At 66.0% G+C, this 15,867-nt stretch carries 16 protein-coding genes and 1 pseudogene; 9 read left to right on the top strand and 8 right to left on the bottom strand.

Annotated features, from left to right (window positions below):
• Positions 1–3: 3 nt before the first annotated feature.
• Positions 4–1,575, bottom strand: a complete 1,572-nt coding sequence (locus tag Q0C64_RS03060; RefSeq protein WP_294120730.1) for a hypothetical protein — start codon at positions 1,573–1,575, stop codon at positions 4–6.
• A 117-nt stretch (positions 1,576–1,692) separates the two neighbouring features.
• Here Q0C64_RS03060 and Q0C64_RS03055 point away from each other — a divergent pair, with 117 nt between their 5' ends.
• Complete coding sequence (locus Q0C64_RS03055; protein WP_294120729.1) at positions 1,693–2,925, top strand: TCR/Tet family MFS transporter; 1,233 nt, start codon at positions 1,693–1,695, stop codon at positions 2,923–2,925.
• Positions 2,926–3,040: 115 nt separating this feature from the next.
• Here Q0C64_RS03055 and Q0C64_RS03050 read toward each other — a convergent pair whose 3' ends face one another.
• Positions 3,041–3,259: a hypothetical protein gene (locus Q0C64_RS03050; RefSeq protein ID WP_294120728.1), complete on the bottom strand. Its 219-nt coding sequence runs from the start codon at positions 3,257–3,259 to the stop codon at positions 3,041–3,043.
• A gap of 243 nt (positions 3,260–3,502) precedes the next feature.
• Here Q0C64_RS03050 and Q0C64_RS03045 point away from each other — a divergent pair, with 243 nt between their 5' ends.
• Genes Q0C64_RS03045 through Q0C64_RS03035 form a run of 3 tightly spaced genes read left to right on the top strand, consistent with a single transcriptional unit; the run spans position 3,503 to position 4,567 of the window.
• A complete protein-coding gene (locus tag Q0C64_RS03045) occupies positions 3,503–3,814 on the top strand; it encodes a YciI-like protein (RefSeq protein WP_294120727.1) in 312 nt (103 codons plus the stop codon).
• Positions 3,811–4,224, top strand: a complete 414-nt coding sequence (locus tag Q0C64_RS03040) for a GFA family protein (RefSeq protein ID WP_294120725.1) — start codon at positions 3,811–3,813, stop codon at positions 4,222–4,224. Before Q0C64_RS03045 ends, Q0C64_RS03040 begins: the two co-directional genes overlap by 4 nt.
• The gene (locus Q0C64_RS03035) at positions 4,211–4,567 is read left to right on the top strand and encodes a gamma-glutamylcyclotransferase family protein (protein ID WP_294120723.1); all 357 of its coding nucleotides are present in this window, start codon (positions 4,211–4,213) and stop codon (positions 4,565–4,567) included. Before Q0C64_RS03040 ends, Q0C64_RS03035 begins: the two co-directional genes overlap by 14 nt.
• Before the next feature lie 257 nt (positions 4,568–4,824).
• On the opposite strand, the gene Q0C64_RS03030 is transcribed toward Q0C64_RS03035, so the two are convergent.
• The gene (locus Q0C64_RS03030) at positions 4,825–5,223 is read right to left on the bottom strand and encodes a DUF1810 domain-containing protein (RefSeq protein WP_294120721.1); all 399 of its coding nucleotides are present in this window, start codon (positions 5,221–5,223) and stop codon (positions 4,825–4,827) included.
• Between the two features lie 24 nt (positions 5,224–5,247).
• Positions 5,248–5,997, bottom strand: a complete 750-nt coding sequence (locus tag Q0C64_RS03025; RefSeq protein ID WP_294120719.1) for a transglutaminase-like cysteine peptidase — start codon at positions 5,995–5,997, stop codon at positions 5,248–5,250.
• Positions 5,998–6,283: 286 nt separating this feature from the next.
• Here Q0C64_RS03025 and Q0C64_RS03020 point away from each other — a divergent pair, with 286 nt between their 5' ends.
• The gene (locus Q0C64_RS03020; protein WP_294120717.1) at positions 6,284–7,786 is read left to right on the top strand and encodes an amidase; all 1,503 of its coding nucleotides are present in this window, start codon (positions 6,284–6,286) and stop codon (positions 7,784–7,786) included.
• Here Q0C64_RS03020 and Q0C64_RS03015 read toward each other — a convergent pair.
• Positions 7,776–8,090: a multidrug efflux SMR transporter gene (locus tag Q0C64_RS03015; protein WP_294120715.1), complete on the bottom strand. Its 315-nt coding sequence runs from the start codon at positions 8,088–8,090 to the stop codon at positions 7,776–7,778. The two genes, Q0C64_RS03020 and Q0C64_RS03015, sit on opposite strands and share 11 nt — an antisense overlap.
• Before the next feature lie 60 nt (positions 8,091–8,150).
• Here Q0C64_RS03015 and Q0C64_RS03010 point away from each other — a divergent pair, with 60 nt between their 5' ends.
• Positions 8,151–8,795, top strand: a complete 645-nt coding sequence (locus Q0C64_RS03010; protein WP_294120713.1) for a DUF1345 domain-containing protein — start codon at positions 8,151–8,153, stop codon at positions 8,793–8,795.
• A gap of 1 nt (position 8,796) precedes the next feature.
• Here Q0C64_RS03010 and Q0C64_RS03005 read toward each other — a convergent pair whose 3' ends face one another.
• Genes Q0C64_RS03005 through ispG form a run of 3 tightly spaced genes read right to left on the bottom strand, consistent with a single transcriptional unit; the run spans position 8,797 to position 11,442 of the window.
• Positions 8,797–9,696 (bottom strand): DMT family transporter, encoded by a 900-nt coding sequence (locus Q0C64_RS03005; protein WP_294120711.1) that lies wholly within the window; start codon positions 9,694–9,696, stop codon positions 8,797–8,799.
• 51 nt (positions 9,697–9,747) lie between these two features.
• A complete protein-coding gene (locus tag Q0C64_RS03000; protein WP_294120709.1) occupies positions 9,748–10,263 on the bottom strand; it encodes a TIGR02281 family clan AA aspartic protease in 516 nt (171 codons plus the stop codon).
• A 51-nt stretch (positions 10,264–10,314) separates the two neighbouring features.
• The gene (ispG, locus tag Q0C64_RS02995) at positions 10,315–11,442 is read right to left on the bottom strand and encodes a flavodoxin-dependent (E)-4-hydroxy-3-methylbut-2-enyl-diphosphate synthase (RefSeq protein ID WP_294120707.1); all 1,128 of its coding nucleotides are present in this window, start codon (positions 11,440–11,442) and stop codon (positions 10,315–10,317) included.
• A gap of 111 nt (positions 11,443–11,553) precedes the next feature.
• On the opposite strand from ispG, the gene Q0C64_RS02990 reads away from it, so the two are divergent.
• From Q0C64_RS02990 to Q0C64_RS02980, 3 genes and pseudogenes are all read left to right on the top strand, one after another.
• Positions 11,554–13,701 (top strand): toll/interleukin-1 receptor domain-containing protein, encoded by a 2,148-nt coding sequence (locus tag Q0C64_RS02990; protein WP_294120705.1) that lies wholly within the window; start codon positions 11,554–11,556, stop codon positions 13,699–13,701.
• A 38-nt stretch (positions 13,702–13,739) separates the two neighbouring features.
• The gene (locus Q0C64_RS02985) at positions 13,740–14,249 is read left to right on the top strand and encodes a hypothetical protein (RefSeq protein ID WP_294120704.1); all 510 of its coding nucleotides are present in this window, start codon (positions 13,740–13,742) and stop codon (positions 14,247–14,249) included.
• A pseudogene (locus Q0C64_RS02980) lies at positions 14,212–15,867 on the top strand (hypothetical protein); the annotation flags it as partial. The gene Q0C64_RS02985 and the pseudogene Q0C64_RS02980, both read left to right, overlap by 38 nt.

Here is a 15,867-nt window from a genome sequence, read left to right as displayed (position 1 = left end):
GGTTCAGGCCGCTTTCGCGAATTCGTCGAGCAGCTGCGGGATCCCGCCCGCGCCCTGGATCCGCTCGAGGAGCGTGCCGCGCGGCAGCTCCACCTTCAGCGCCCAGGCCAGCACCGCCTCGAACTGACGGATGGTGGCGGCATCGCAAATGCCGTCGAACGCCAGCTTGGCGACCGGCGCCATCGGCGCGCGCAGCTGGATCTTGAGGCCCTGCGCCTCGACCAGGCGGAGATATTCCTCCGGCGCGGTTTCGGCATCGAGCGCGAAATCATAGGCGGCGCTGAGCCCTTCATGGAGCGCCGCGGTGGCGCGGACCTGGGCTTCGCGGGCCTCGTCGGCCTTGGCCTGCACTTCGGCGAGTTTGCTTTGCAATGTTCCCTCCAACGCTGGGGCGACGGCTGCTTCTTCGAGTTCAAGCGGTTCGGGTTCGGGCGCGGCTTCGGCGACCGGCGCGGGCGCGGGCGCGGGCGCGGGCTCGGGTTCGGGCGCGGCGGCGACTTCCTCAAGCTCGAGCGGTTCTTCCGCTGGCTCCATAGCGACGGGTTCGACCGGTTCGACGGCCGCGAGCGGTTCGGCCTCCGGCAGATCGACCTCGACCACCGGCTCGTCGACCTTGACGCCCTGGCCATAGAAGCCGGTCAGCTGCGACAGGCCGTCGAGGATCTTGGAGAAGCCCGCGCTCTTGGCGGGCGGCGTTTCCTCGACCGCTTCCGGTTCGGGCAGCGGTTCGGGCTCGGGCTCGGGCTCAACCTCGGCGACCGGCTCAGGATCGACGATGGCGACCGGTTCGGGCTCAACCTCGGCGACCGGCTCAGGCTCAACCTCGGCGACCGGATCGGGTTCGGGTTCCGGTTCGGGTTCGATCTCCGCGACCGGTTCGGGTTCGGGTTCGGCCTCGACAGTTGCTTCTTCGACTGCTTCTGGAGCTTCTTCCTTGACCGCTTCAGTCTCGGTTTCAGGCTCTTCGACAGCGACGGATTCCTCGACCACGACCGCTTCCTCGGTCACTGGTTCCTCGACCGCGGTTTCTTCCACTACCTCCGGTTCCGGTTCGGCGACCGGCTTGGCCGCCTTGACCGATCCCTTGTCGAGGCTGACGAAGGCATAGACATAATCGACCCACGAGCCGCAGCTCGACAGCGGCAGCAGCGTGATCCAGCAGCGGGTCAGCCCGTCGGCGTTGGTGAAATTGTCCTCGAACGACAGGAAATCGCGCGAAATGCCGACGATCGGCAGCTTGCGGGCGATGCTCGACGCCAGCGACGGGCTCGGCGCGTCGATCAGCCGCTTGACCGTGATCTCCTTTTCCAGGCCGTCGCCGAGATGGCGGATTTCCGCGTCCTGGCCGCCGCTCAATAGCTCGAACAGGATCGAATGCGATGCCGCGTCGGAGATTTCGAGCGGATCGAGGTCGTGCAGCGGCGGGAATTCCTTGTCGGCGCGGATCGACAGCCAATAGTCAAGCACGGCAGCGTGCCGCGCGCGATCGTCGTCCTTGATGGTCCGGAACGCCGTCAGCAGCGTTTCCGCGGTAGGCTGGTCGCCCGCCTTCATGCCCGACTCGGGCGCTCCCATAACTTCCTCCGCTTTTGTGCGCGGGGAAGTCTGCGCCGCTCTCCTTAATACAAGGCTAATTTCCGACTAACTTTGCTCGCCTTGATTGGCGGCACGATTTGGTGAAGCCTCGACGTCATGACCCGCCGCCATCGCGCCGTGCCGATCGTCCTCACCGTACTGCTGCTCGACGCGATCGGCTTCGGCATCGTCCTGCCGGTCCTGCCCAGCCTGGTGGTCCATCTGGCGCATGTGCCGATGGCCGAAGCGACCCGCATCGCCGGCTATATGCTGGTCGCCTATGCGCTGATGCAGTTTTTGGCAGGGCCGATCATGGGCAACCTCGGCGACCGCTTCGGCCGGCGCCCGGTGCTGCTGCTGTGCGCCCTCGCCTTCACCATCGACTATGCGCTGATGGCGGCGGCACCGACCATCGGCTGGCTGTTCCTCGGCCGGCTGGTCGCGGGGATCGCCGGCGCGACCTATGGCCCGGCCAATGCCGTGCTGGCCGACGTCACCAAGCCGGAGGAGCGGGCGAAAGTGTTCGGGCTGATGGGCGCGGCGTTCGGCGGCGGATTTATCCTCGGGCCGGCGCTGGGCGGGCTGCTGGCCGGGTTTGGCACGCGTGCGCCGTTCATCGCCGCCGCCGCGCTGACCGGCCTCAACTTTTTGTGGATCCTCACCAGCCTGCCGGAAACGCTGAAGACCGAAGACCGGCGCAGGTTCGACTGGCGGCGGGCCAATGCGTTCGGCACCTTCGCGCCCCTGCTCCACCAGTCGCGGGCGGTGCTGCTGATCCTCGCCTCGCTGCTGTGGCAGGTCGCGCACCAGGTCTATCCCTCGACCTGGGCCTTCTGGGCCTCGCTCAAGTTCGACTGGACCCCGGCCCAGATCGGCTGGTCGCTGGCCGCCGCAGGCCTGTCGATGGCCATCGCCCAGGCGCTGATCACCGGCCGCGCCGTGGCCAGGTTCGGCGAGGAGCGCGCAATCGTCATCGGCATGCTGGTCGGGGGCACCAGCTTCGCCCTCTACGCCTTCGTGCCGATCGGCTGGATGGTCTATCCGATCATCTTCTTCAGCGCGTTGCAGGGCCTCGTCTATCCGTCGACCAACGCCTTGCTGTCGCAGATGACCGACGCCTCCAACCAGGGCGCGCTGCAGGGCGGGATGGCCTCGGTCTCCAGCGTCGGGGCGATCGTTGGACCGCTGCTGATGACCCAGACGCTGGCCGCCGGCGCCGAGCAGGGCTTCGCCGGCGCCGCCTTCCTTGCCGCGGCGACGCTGGTGGCGCTGGGATTGTCGGTGATTGTGTTCGGCGTAATCAGGCGCCCGGCGGGCCAAGCCGAGGTGGATGCAGCCGGCGCGGAGTGAATCTGCGCCGTCGGTCCTGCCGCGCTAACGCGCGCAGGCCGTCCGTGTCGCACCGTCTCTACGCGCTGGCCACGATTGCTTTGCAATCTCTCACCTGCGCTCGGCGGCACTCTGCTTACGCGTAGCGGCGTTGGGGAAAAGCTTCGGCTGTCCGGCAAAGCTCGTTCAGATAATCGTAGGAGATGACGGACCTACCATGGCCGTCCTCGATCGCTTCAAGCTGGAAGCGCCGGCCGCCGCAAAGCTCGCGGCCATAGGACACGGCATCCTCGATCGACGGGAACTCCAGAAAGTCGTTCTCGCCTTCGCGCGGACCTTCAAGCACCAAGAGCACGAGCCGAACGGGCAGCAACGCGTCCCCCCAAACAGTCGCCTCCCTCGTTATGGTGAAGGCCCTGCAAACAATTTGTCACTATTCGACATTCCCCGCAATGGCTTGCGAAGACCGCAACCGTTGCGCCGCTGCATCAATCTAGATCAGTCGGGAATAAGCGTGGCTTTTGACTTGGCCCGACGAACCATGGTTCGCGCGGCCAGCGCGGAGAGGCTAAGAGCGGGCCAGCGAAAGGCATGGCATATGAAGCACTTCCTACTCTTTTACGAAGGCGCGCCCGATTATCTCGAGCGCCGGCCGCAGTTTCGGGCCGAGCATCTGACCTACGCCTGGGCGGCGGCCGATCGGGGTGACCTGCTGATCGCCGGCCCGCTGGCCGACCCGGTCGATGGCGCCGTCCTGGCGTTCGTCGGCGACGACAAGAGCGTGGCCGAGGAATTCGCCCGCGCCGATCCCTATGTGTTGAATGGGCTCGTTGCGCGTTGGCATGTCCGTGAATGGACTACTGTGGTTGGCGAGCTGTCGGCCAATCCCGTTTATCCGGCCAACGTATGAACGAAGCTGCGGAGGGTGGCTGCCTGTGCGGCAGGATCCGCTATCGCGTGACGGGCGAAGCGGTCGCTGCGACGCTGTGCCATTGCGGCGATTGCCGCAAGGCGAGCGGCGGCACCAACATCGCCTGGGCGGTGTTCGACCGTGGCGACTTTGCGTGGCTGGGCGACGAGCCCGAAGATTATTCGAGCTCGCCCGGCATCCATTGGCTATTCTGCAAAGACTGTGGCAGCACGGTCGGCTACCGGCGGTCGGAGCGGCCGCAACACATGGACATTACCACTGGCACGCTCGACGAGCCGGACCGATACCCGCCCGACGTCGAAATCTGGGTCAAGGACAAGATCGGCTGGGAGCCGCTTCACCCCGACCTTCCCAAGCGCGAGAAAAGCAGCCTCAATGAGCCAGGCTGACATCGCCCTCTTCTCCTATGGCACGCTGCAGCTGCGCGAGGTCCAGCTGGCCAATTATGGCCGGGAACTGGAAGGATCGCCCGATGCGCTGATCGGGTATCGCCTGGCGGTCGTCCCCGACCGCGACCCCAATGCGGTACGGATCAGCGGAGCCAAGACCCATTTCATCGTTCAGCCGACCGGCGATCCCGCCGACCGCGTCCCGGGCATGGTTTATTGGCTGACCGCCGAAGAGCTGGCGCGAACCGACGCTTACGAAGGCAGCGACTATGGACGGGCCGAGCTGGTGCTGGAATCCGGCCGGCAGGCGCTGGTCTATGTCGAGCCCCACGAAGGTGGATGACCAACACGTGTGTTAGTCGAATAAAGCAGTAGGTTGATCGAACCGGGCGAGCGCAAGCGGCTCGCATGCGCCACGGGCACACCCCCCAATGGAGCTTATGATGATCAGCCTCACCATCTTCAATGCCGTGCGCAGTGCTTCCTCGCCGGCCAGGCCCGCCCAGCCGGCCAATGACAAGGACCGCGACGTCCAGCCGGACCGCAAGCGCGCCTGAACTGATGCTGAGCCAGTGGCCCGGCACCTGCGCCGGCTGCTGATCAGGGTGCCGATGCGCTAGCCAGGACCTGGCCGAACAAGGGTTCGTCCGGGGCCGCCGCGGCGAAGATCTGCATCGACGAGCGCAATTTGAGCGCGTCGATCGGGCCGAGAATATCTTCCGGCTTGTCAATTGCCAGGTGGGGCAGGATCGCCCGGCAGCAGGCTCTCAGCCGCCCGCCTAGCAGCGGGTGCGCGGCATAAGCGCGCGCTTCGTCGATACCGCTTAGCCCGTAATATTTTGCCGTCGGGCTGTGGCCGAGGTTGCGGTGCTGGGGGAAGATGAACCACATCCAGTGGCTGTGCTTGCGGCCGGCTGCGAGCTCGGCCAGCGCCTGTTCGTAGACGCCGCCAGCCTGAGCTGTGACGAACCGCTCCAGATCATCAGTATCGTCCGCCATGCCGCGCTTATAGCGCGATACGGACTACTTCGCCCGTGTAGTCCGGGCTGCGGCGCTGGCGAGACGGGGGTTGCCGCTGATGCGGCGGCCATGGACCCAGCTCATCCCCTGACCGATGGTCATGATCGGGGTGAATTTGGTGTCTTGCGCGGCCGGGATCATGCCGTCCTTGTCGTCGAGCGCGAAGAAGCCGCTGGCAGTGCGGGCCAGCAGCAAGATGTGCGCGCCGCGCGAGGAATGGCGGCCGATGCTGATATAGAGATCCTTGGGATCGAAGCCGGCGGCCTTCAGCACCTGCATCTTGGCGATGGCGATATCCTCGGCATCGCCGGTGCCGCGGCGCAGCGTTTCGCCGGCGTTGGCCCAGAAATCGGCGACGCCCATATTGTCGAGATCGTGGCTCCAGTGGACGCTTTCACTGATTTCCTGCTGGACCAGCCGGAGCTTGGCCACGGGATCGAGGTTGGCGGCCCCCGCCGCCAGCCTCATTACCAGCGGGTCCCTCGCATCGGTCGATGCCACCCGCCGGAAACGCGCGTCATACATCGTCACGCCGGCATTGAGCGCGACCGTACCGAACGCGTCAGGGCTGGCGGGACGAGCCAGGATAAGTGCGGTGTTCTGGCGAACGGGCTGAGCCGAGCGATCGAGGATCAGCGGGCGCAGCGGATCGGGCCGGGACGGGTTGGCCGCGGCTTCCGCGCTCGTCGCGAACGCGGGCGTCGCGGCCGCCAAACTGGCGCCGATGACGGCTGCTCCTATCGCTCGAATCATGACCCTAGATTCCTCCCACCCAACACCAAGTAGAATGACTTGATTGGTTCGTTAACGGAAGCGGTTAACGGAAGTCCTTGAAAGTTAACCGACAAAATGTGCTCGATTCGCTACGAAAGGTGCGGAAACGTCAGGAAAGCCGCCAAGTTCCAACATACAAAATATTTTTTCGCAGGCGGAACATTTACCGATTTGGCTCAAAACCATTAACTTTGGTTAAGGGTGGCGGTGGCGCTTGAAACTTAATGGCGGCCTGCCGCATGCTGCCGAGTCGGAGGGGCCCAACATGAAAATTTCCCGATCCCTGTTTGCCTGTTCGCTTGTCGTCACGGCAACCACAGCCGCAGCCGGACAAGGCTGGACCATATTTGCTCCAGGCGCTCAGGTCCCCGGCGACCGCACCAATGCCATCTTGGCAATCGACCCGACGGCGACGGAGCAAGAGGCCAACGTAGCAGCGTCTGGAATGCGCGGGCGTTTGGTTGGGAAGCACATCCTGATCAAAGACAACATCGAGGTGGCCGGAATGCCGACCACCGCCGGCAGCCTGGCGCTGAAGGATAACAACACCGGCCGCGATGCGCCTCTGATAACGCGCCTGCGCGCTGCGGGAATGGTGATCGTCGGCAAGACCAATCTCAGCGAGTGGGCCAACATCCGTGACAACGCCAGCATCTCCGGCTGGAGCGCGGTCGGCGGCCAGACCCGCAACCCTTACGCGCTCGACCGCGACCCGTGCGGCAGCTCGTCCGGGTCGGGCGCAGCGGTGGCGGCGGGGATCACCAACTATGCCATCGGCACCGAGACCAACGGGTCGATCACCTGCCCCGCGTCGATCAACGGCATCGTCGGCCTGAAGCCCAGCGTCGGGCTGGTCAGCCGCACCCGCATCGTCCCGATCAGCGTCACCCAGGACACCGCCGGACCAATGACCAGGACCGTGCGCGAGGCCGCCGAGCTGCTGACCGCGATTGCCGGCACCGATCCCGCCGACCCGGCAACGGTGGAAGCGGATAGCCGCAAGGTCGATTATGCCACCGCGCTCATTGGCGCGAGCTTGAAGGGCAAGCGGCTCGGCCTGATGCGCTTCGCCTCGGGCTTCGGCACGGACAAGGCGTTGGACCAGGCGCTGGCGGTGCTGCGCGCACAGGGCGCCGAGATCGTCGAGATCAAGGAATTGGGCGGGGCCAAGGAAGAGCCCAAGCAGCTTCCCGTGCTGCTGACCGAGTTCAAGGTGGGCCTCAACGCCTATCTCGCCACCACCCCGCCAGCTGTGAAGACGCGGACGCTGGCCGACGTCATCGCCTTCAACAAGGCCGACCCGCGCGAGCTGGCGCTGTTCGGGCAGGATCTGTTCGAGAAGGCCGAGGCGACCAAGGGCCTGAGCGATCCGGACTATATCAAGGCTCGCGACGAGGGCATCGCCTATGCCGGCATCAACGGCATCGACCGGTTGCTACGGGACAACAAGGTCGACGCGCTGATCGGCCCGACCGAATCGGCGGCCTGGCTGATCGACGCGGTCCATGGCGACCAATATCCGGGTGGCGGCGCGGGTTATCTGGCGGCGATTGCCGGCTATCCGCACCTCACCGTCCCGATGGGCTTGGTCAAGGGCCTGCCGGTGGGATTGAGCTTCATCGGCCCGAAATGGTCGGAGGCGGAGTTGCTGCGCTTGGGCTATGCCTATGAGCAGGCGCGCGGGCCCTTCCCCGGTCCCCGCTTCCTGCCGTCGATCGAGCAGGCGCCGGAAATCGCGCCGCTGCTGGAGAAACCGGTCAGGCGCTAAGCTTGAGCGCGGCGATGCAGGCGACGATGCCAAGGATCAGCAGCAGGCGGAGCGTGGTGGTCGGCTCGTCGAAGAAGGCCATGCCGACCATCACCGTGCCGACCGCGCCGATCCCGCCCCAGACGGCATAGGCAGTGCCCATCGGGATATTGCGCGAGGCCAGTTCGAGCAGCGCCATGCTGATCGCGACCGACACCAGGAAGGCGAGCGTCCAGGGGACATTGCGGAAGCCCTCGACGAACCGCAGCGAGGTGGTGAAGCCGACTTCGAACAGGCCCCCCAGAATCAGCCAGAACCAGGCCATGCCGCACCTCCAAATCCAAGCGGCTGGACCGGCCGCGCCTTTCGATTATCCTGCCGCCTCATGACAGCGCCGCGCACCATCGGCAATCGCCTCGCCCCGCCCAAGTTCATCGCCTTCTTCGTGATACTGTTCGCGGGCATCGCATACGGCCAAGCCCATATGGAGCGCGCCCTGGCCATCATGATCAGCTTCGATGTTGCGGCCGCTGTCTTCCTGCTGATGTGCATTCCCCTGTTTCGGTATCACGCCGACGCAATGCGCCAGGCGGCACGCGAAAATGACGCCAACCGCCTGACCCTGCTGATCGCGTCGATCGTCGTGTCGCTGGTGATCCTGGTCACCATTGCCGGCGAATTGGTCAAACAGACCGGCCCGACCTTCACCGACAAGCTGCTGATCGTGGTGACGCTGGCCATGGCGTGGATCGGGACCAACATGGTCTACACGCTCCATTACGCCCACCTCTATTATTCCAGCGACGTTGCCAGGAAGGACCGGGGCGGGCTGGAATTTCCGGGGGAGCGGCCGGAACCCGACTATAGCGACTTCGTCTATTTTGCCTTCACGCTTGGGGTGGCGCTGCAGACCTCCGACGTGATGGTCACTTCGCCGGCAGTGCGGCGGATCGTCATCATCCACTGCCTGGAAGCCTTCATCTTCAACACCGGCGTGTTGGCCATGGCGATCAGCATATTGACGGGTTGAGTTAGGCGGTCGCTTCGAGCGCCGGATGGTCGACCTTGCGGGTGCGGGCAGCGATCAGGCAACCGGCGACGATCAGGCTGGCGCCGACCAAAGTGAACAGCGAGACATGCTCGCCAAACCGCAGCCAGCCGAGCAGCATCGCCCACAGGAAGGCGGTATATTCGGTGGTCGAGAGATAGGCGGCGCCGGCCCTGGCATAGCCCCAGCCCAAGAGCATCAGCGAGCCGATCGCGAGGCCAGCGGCGAGCACCAGCTCGGCCCAATGGCCAGTCGGCAATGGCGGCCATGAACTGACCGCCGCCCACAGCAGCAAGGTCCCGCCGATCACCAGATTCTGGAAGAAGGCGATTTCGATCGGGCCGGCATGCTGCGCCTGGCGGCGCATGACGATGATGTTGAAGGCGTAGATCACCGCCGAAGCAAGGATGGCGAAGCTGCCCATTAGGGCAGTTTGGCCAAGGTCGGCCTGGGCCTGGCCGATGAAGATGATGATGACGCCGGCGAAGGCGGCGAGCGAGCCGCTGACGGTGCGCTTGCCGATCGGTTCCTTGAGGATCACCGCCGCCAGCACCAGCGCGAGCAGCGGGGCGATGAAGGTCAGCGCCACCGCCTGGGCCATCGGCACCCGCGCCAGGCCCCAGAAGAAGAAGACCGCCATCGGCACCATCATCGTGCCCCTGAGCAGGTGCAGGCGGAGCGCCACGCCGCGCGGCCAGGGATTGCGGGCGATCAGGAACGGGATGGCGGCCAGGGCGATGCCGACCATCGATCGCCACATCAGAGTCGGAAAGGTGCCGATCGCCAGCGTCAGCCCCTTCATCACCATGTCCATGATCGAAAAGAGCGCGATGCCGAGGACCGCGGCGGCATAGGCAGGGACCGGGCTGTGCGGGGCGCTCATCGGCCCCGCCTTTAGCCGATGCGGCGGCTCAATCCACCCCCGGTTCGGGCCCTAACGAAGCACCATCATATTGCCGTGGATTTCGACCGAGCCAAACTTGCTGAGGAAGCTCTGGCCGAGCAGCGAGCGGTCGCCGCCTTCGAGGATCACCGCCGGCGTGCCCGTGACGGTTTTCAGTCCCAGCTGGACGCGGTTCAATTCGACCCAATGGCCCATCACCGCGCCCGACGCGCCGGTGCCGACCTGCTCGAAACCAGCGGCATCGAACGCCAGCCCGGCCCGCCGCGCATCGTCGGTCGAAAGCGCGATTCCGGTGGCGCCGGTGTCGACCAGAAAGTGAATGGTCGCGGCATTGACCTGGGCATCGGCGTAGAAATGACCGTCGGACGAGCGCTCCAGCGTGACCGTGCCGGTCCCGGCATCGTTCGAGGGTTCGAAGGACCCGCGTTCCTCCATGGAATCGACCTGGATCACTCGCTCGCGCTCGTCGATCGCCGGCGCGGTCGGCTCGAACGACGGCATCAGCGCGCCGACCATCGTCGCCGCGAATATGATCAGGATCGCCATTCGCCACATGGCGCGAAGCTTAGGCGAGGAAGGTAAAGAGGGGTTGAACGCCTATTCGGCGGCTTCCGCCGCGGCTGCGGTAGAGGCTTCGATCTCCGCCGCCTTCTGCTCGACCAGCTTGACGATATGATCGATCATGTCGGCGTCCTGGACATGGTGGTCGGTCACGCCCGACAGATAGACCATATGCTTGCCCTGGCCGCCGCCGGTGATGCCGATGTCGGTTTCGCGTGCCTCGCCCGGCCCGTTGACGACGCAGCCGAGCACCGAGAGCGACATCGGCGTCTTGATGTGCTGCAGTCGCTCCTCGAGCTTTTCGACCGTACGGATGACGTCGAAGCCCTGCCGCGCACAGCTGGGGCATGAGACGACGCGCACCCCGCGGTTGCGGATGCCGAGCGACTTCAGGATTTCGTAGCCGACCCGCACTTCCTCTTCCGGCTCGGCCGAGAGCGAAACGCGGATGGTGTCGCCGATCCCGGCCCACAGCAGCGAACCGATGCCTAAAGCGGATTTGACGGTCCCGCCGATCAGCCCGCCCGCCTCGGTCACGCCAAGGTGGAGCGGACAATCGACCTGGTCGGCGAGCTGCTGGTAGGCGGCAACGGCGAGGAACACGTCCGACGCCTTCACCGCCACCTTATATTGGCGGAAATCATGGTCCTCGAGGATCCTGATATGGTCGAGCGCGCTTTCGACCAGCGCCTCGGGGCAGGGCTCGCCATATTTTTCGAGCAAATCCTTTTCGAGGCTGCCGGCGTTGACGCCGATGCGGATCGCGCAGCCATTGGCCTTGGCGGCGCTGATCACCTCGCGCACGCGCTCTTCCGAGCCGATGTTGCCAGGATTGATGCGGAGGCAAGCGGCGCCGGCGCCGGCGGCCTCGAGCGCGCGCTTGTAGTGGAAGTGGATGTCGGCGACGATCGGCACACTCGCCGCGCGGACGATTTCCTTCAGCGCCGCGGTGCTTTCGACGTCGGGGCAGGAGACGCGGATGATGTCCACTCCGGCTTCCTCGCAGCGGCGGATCTGGTCGATCGTCGCCTTGGCGTCGGAGGTCGGCGTGTTGGTCATGGTCTGGACGGTGACCGGCGCGTCGCCGCCGACGGCAACACTGCCGACCATGATCTGGCGGGACTGGCGGCGCGATATGTCGCGCCACGGGCGAATTGAGGACATGGCGGCCATATAGTCGCGCCGACGCCCCGGGCCAAGGAAAACGGGGATTCGCCGTCGTTTACGCCCCATGTTATGGGGGCGTCGCAAAAGGGTAACTGGCGGGGTGGCTGAATGGCCGAGCTTGCCCAACTGGCGCGTACCATCCGTGGGGCAGCATTCCGCGCGCGCCGCGTTGCGCCCGACCGGCGCTACATGGCTTTTTTGAGCTACAGCCACCAGGACACGGCCATCGCCGACTGGCTGCATGAGGCGCTCGAGGAATTCCGCGTCCCGCCGCGGCTGATCGGCAAGCTGACCGAGCATGGCCCGGTGCCCAAGCGGCTGGCGCCGATCTTCCGCGACCGCCAGGAACTGGCCGCCGCATCCGACCTTACCGAGGAAATCGAGGAGGCCATCGCCGGATCGCGCTTCCTGGTGGTGCTCTGCTCGCCGGCTGCAGCGCGCTCCAAATGGATCGATAAGGAAATCGCATGCTTCAAGCGGCTGCACCGCGAGGACCGGATCCTGGCCGCGATCATCGACGGCGCGCCCTTCGCCAGCGACGATCCCGATTGCGCGGCCGAGGAATGCTTCCCGTCCGCGCTGCGCGTCCATTTCGACCGGCGCGGAAAACCGACCGCCCAGCGCGCCGAGCCGATTGCCGCCGACCTTCGCGAACAGGGCGACGGCCGCAAGATGGGGCTGCTCAAGCTCGCCGCGGGGATGATCGGGGTCGGGCTCGACGACCTTGCCCAGCGCGAGGCGCAGCGGCGGCACCGCCGGCTGTACGCGATCACCGCCGCGTCGGTGCTGGGCATGCTGTTCACCAGCGGGCTCGCCTACACCGCGATCGACGCGCGCGACCAGGCACGCGACCAGCGGCGCGAAGCCGAGGGGCTGATCGGTTTCATGCTCGGCGATTTGCGCCAGAAGCTCGAACCGGTCGGGCGGCTGGACGTGCTCGACGCGGTCGGATCGCGCGCGCTCGCTTACTTCGAAAAACAGGACAAGTCGCAACTGTCGGACGAGGCGCTCGCCCAGCAGTGGAAGGCGCTGACCCTGATGGGCGAGATCGCCACCCAGCGCGGCGACATGGACGGAGCGCTGCGCCGCTATCGCGAGGCCTATGCCGGCACCGCCGAGGCGCTTCGCCGCCATGCCGACGATCCGGACCGCATGTTCGACCATGCGCAGAGCGTTTTCTACATCGGCACCATCGCCATGAACCGCGGGCAGGTCGACGACGCCGCTAAGCGGTTCAGCGAATATCGCCGGCTGGCCGAGCGGATGATGGCCAAGCAGCCCGACAATCCCAAATACCAGTTGGAGGGCGTCTATTCGGCGATCAACCTCGGCAATGTCGAGGTGCGGCAGGCGCGTTACGCCGAAGCCGCGCAGACCTTCCGCGCCTCGGTCGCCGCGACCGACCGGCTGACCTCGGCCGAGCCCGCCAACCTCGACTATCGCAAGCTGCAGATGGAGGCGCTGGCCTTTTACGCCCAGGCGCTCGACGGCGCCGGCCAGCTCGACCTCGCCATCCAGCAGCGCGAACGGCAATTGTCGCTGCTGGCGCCCTACCTGGCGGTCGACCGGCCCGATGCCGCACTCGAGGAAAAGGCGATGATCGCCAATCGCCAGCTGGCCCATTACCGCTTCCGGCGCGGCGACACGGCGCTGGCCCTGAGTCATGCCGAAGCAGCCGTCGGCATTGGCCGGCGGCTGGTTGCGCTGGAACCGAGCAACACCGAATGGGCGACGCAAAGCTCCAGTGCCCTGCTCGACCAGGCGCAGATCATGCTTCGCTCCGGCAAGCTGGCCGAGGCCCGAGTGGCAACCGATGAGGGCTGCGGCATTGCCGACGGCCTGATCGCCCGCGACCCGACGGTGGTCGCCTGGCGCGATGCCGGGCTCAGCTGCCTCAGGGTCAAGGCGGAACTGGCCGCGAATGGCGGGTCGAAAGGCGAAGCGCTGGCGCTGGCCAACCAGGTGCTGGCGGGCGTCCGGTCAGTCGACAGTTCAAGCGATCCATTTGCGGTCGCGCAGGCGCAAAAGCTGGTCGGCGATATGCTGTATCGTACGGGTGATCGCGCCGGGGCGGTTGGCGCGTGGAAGGCGGGGCTGGCTGCCTGGCCGAAAGGCATCGCCGAAACACCGGTGCAGATGGCAGCGCGCGGCGAATTGCTGCGCGGCATCGGCGAGCGGGCCGAGGGGTCGAGGATCGCCGCCGAGCTGGCGGCCAAAGGCTATCGCCGTTCGCTCAGCAACCGGGCAAGCATCTAGGATCAACAACAGGGGCGCGGACAGCGGAGGAGGCAAATATGACCAAAGTGAAAACCAGGGCCGTCGGCTTTAAGGCCAAGATGAAGAGCGGCGTCGTCGACTTCAGCGGCATTACCAAAGTCGACGTCAGCAACGACAATAGCGGCGACTACCACTTCATCACCTTCGTCCTGGACGACAAGACCAATCTTGGCCTGCGCTTCCGGCCGATAACCAGCGTGCTGGCGGATTCACCGTTCTGGATTCAGCCGATTGCAATGGGCTGTCCGACCAATCCGGCCGGCGCCGCGATGCCGGGCGTCGTCGAGCCCATATTCATTTCCCCCGATGCCACGGAGCTGACCGTCATCAACTACAATGCCAAGATCGAGGAGATGTATTTCGCCCTGCGGATGGTCGATTCATCGGGTAACGGCCACGACTACGACCCGATCATGAACAACCAGAATGGCGGTGGCGGCGGGATCAGCCTGGCAGAAGCTGCGACCATTGGCATTGGCGTGGCGGCATTTGGCGCTATCCTCTACACCAGCATGTACGGGGGATGAGCTGAAACCAGTCGCGGATCTCGAACCGGGGGAAAGCGTCCACCAGCGGTCCTGCTCGCCCCCGCGCCCGCCCTTCGCCTTCAGCCTGGGGATCACCGGCCATCGGGCGGGCGGGCTCGGCGACCAGGCGCAGGCGGTGGCGGACCGCATCACCGATGCGGTCGGCGCGATCACTGCCGCCGCGCTGGAGCAGTTCGCCGCCAGCCGGGACTGGTTCGCGCCGCTGCCGCCGCAGCTGATGATGGTCTCACCGCTGGCCGACGGCGCCGACCAGTTTGCCGCCGATGCCGCCATCGCCAATGGCTATGGGCTGCAGGTCGTCCTGCCCTTCCCGCGCGAACAGACCCGGGCCGAGATTTCGGAGCCGTTCAAGGCCGATTTCGACCGACTGGCCGACGCCGCCAGCTGCCTGATCGAATTGCCCGGCAGGCAGGACGATCCGCTGGAGGCCTATGTCATGGCCGGCCGCGCGACGATTGCGCATAGCGATGTGCTGATTGCGGTGTGGGACGGGCAGGTCCCGCGCGGGCGCGGCGGGACCGGCGAAGTGGTCGAGTTCGCGCTCGGCCGGGGCATCCCGATCGTCCATGTGCCCGTCGATCCGGCGCGGCCGGTGACCCTGCTGTGGAGCGCTTACGACCCCGCGGTCGTAACCATGCATAGCGACGATATCGACCGCCGGCCGTTCGACCAGCGGCACCTGTCGGAACTGCTGGCGCGGCTTTTGAGTCCACCCGCCGACGAGCGCGAGCGCGCCTACCTCACCAAATTCTGCAACGAACGGCCGCGGCGATACCGGGCGCGGGTCGAATATCCGTTGCTGCTGGCGACCGCCGGGATCAGCCGGTTCGGGGCCAAGGACTTCCAGACGACCGAGGCGGCGGCGCTGCGCGAGGCCGATTGGCGGCGCTATCGCGAAGGATGTGCCGGCCGGCACGGAGTCAGCCTGCCGCTCGACCTGCTGGGAGAGTCCCATGGCTGGACCGGCGAACTCGCCACCCATTTCGCGCAGAATTACCGCAGCGGGCATGTCTTGAATTTCGTGCTGGCGGCGATCGCCGTGATCATCGGCCTGGCAGGATTCCTGCTGCCGGGATCGAAACTGGTGCTGGCGGCGATCGAATTCGTCCTGGCGCTGGTGATCATCCTCAACACGCGCTTCGGCGTGGCCCATGAATGGCACCGCCGCTGGCTCGACTATCGCCAGCTGGCCGAGCGCCTCAGGCCGCTGCGGAGCCTCAAGCTATTGGCGATTGCCGCGCCCGACCCGCCCGGGACCGACACCAATCCGGTGCCGCGGCGCTGGGTCGAATGGTATGCCGCGGCGGTGTGGCGGGCGACCGGGCTCCCCGGCGGCAAGATCAGCGTCGACAATGTCCCGGCGCTGGCGGAATCGATCGCGATCCACGAGGTCGACCCGCAGGTCGCCTATCACCGGGCCAGCAGCCGCCAGGTGATGCTGCTCGACCACCGGCTGGAAAAGATCAGCGCGGCGGCCTTCTGGACAACCATGATTGCCTCAGCCGGGACCATCGCCGCGCTCGCCTGGGCGCCGGGCTGGATCGACAAATGGCAGCATTGGCTGACGCTGATTTCGGCAGGGCTACCGACGATCGGC

Origin of the sequence: Sphingomonas sp. (assembly GCF_023266535.1) — a bacterium.
Taxonomy (GTDB): domain Bacteria; phylum Pseudomonadota; class Alphaproteobacteria; order Sphingomonadales; family Sphingomonadaceae; genus Sphingomicrobium.
The sequence above is the reverse complement of the archived record's forward strand: the minus strand, read 5'-3'. Positions and strand labels throughout refer to the sequence as shown.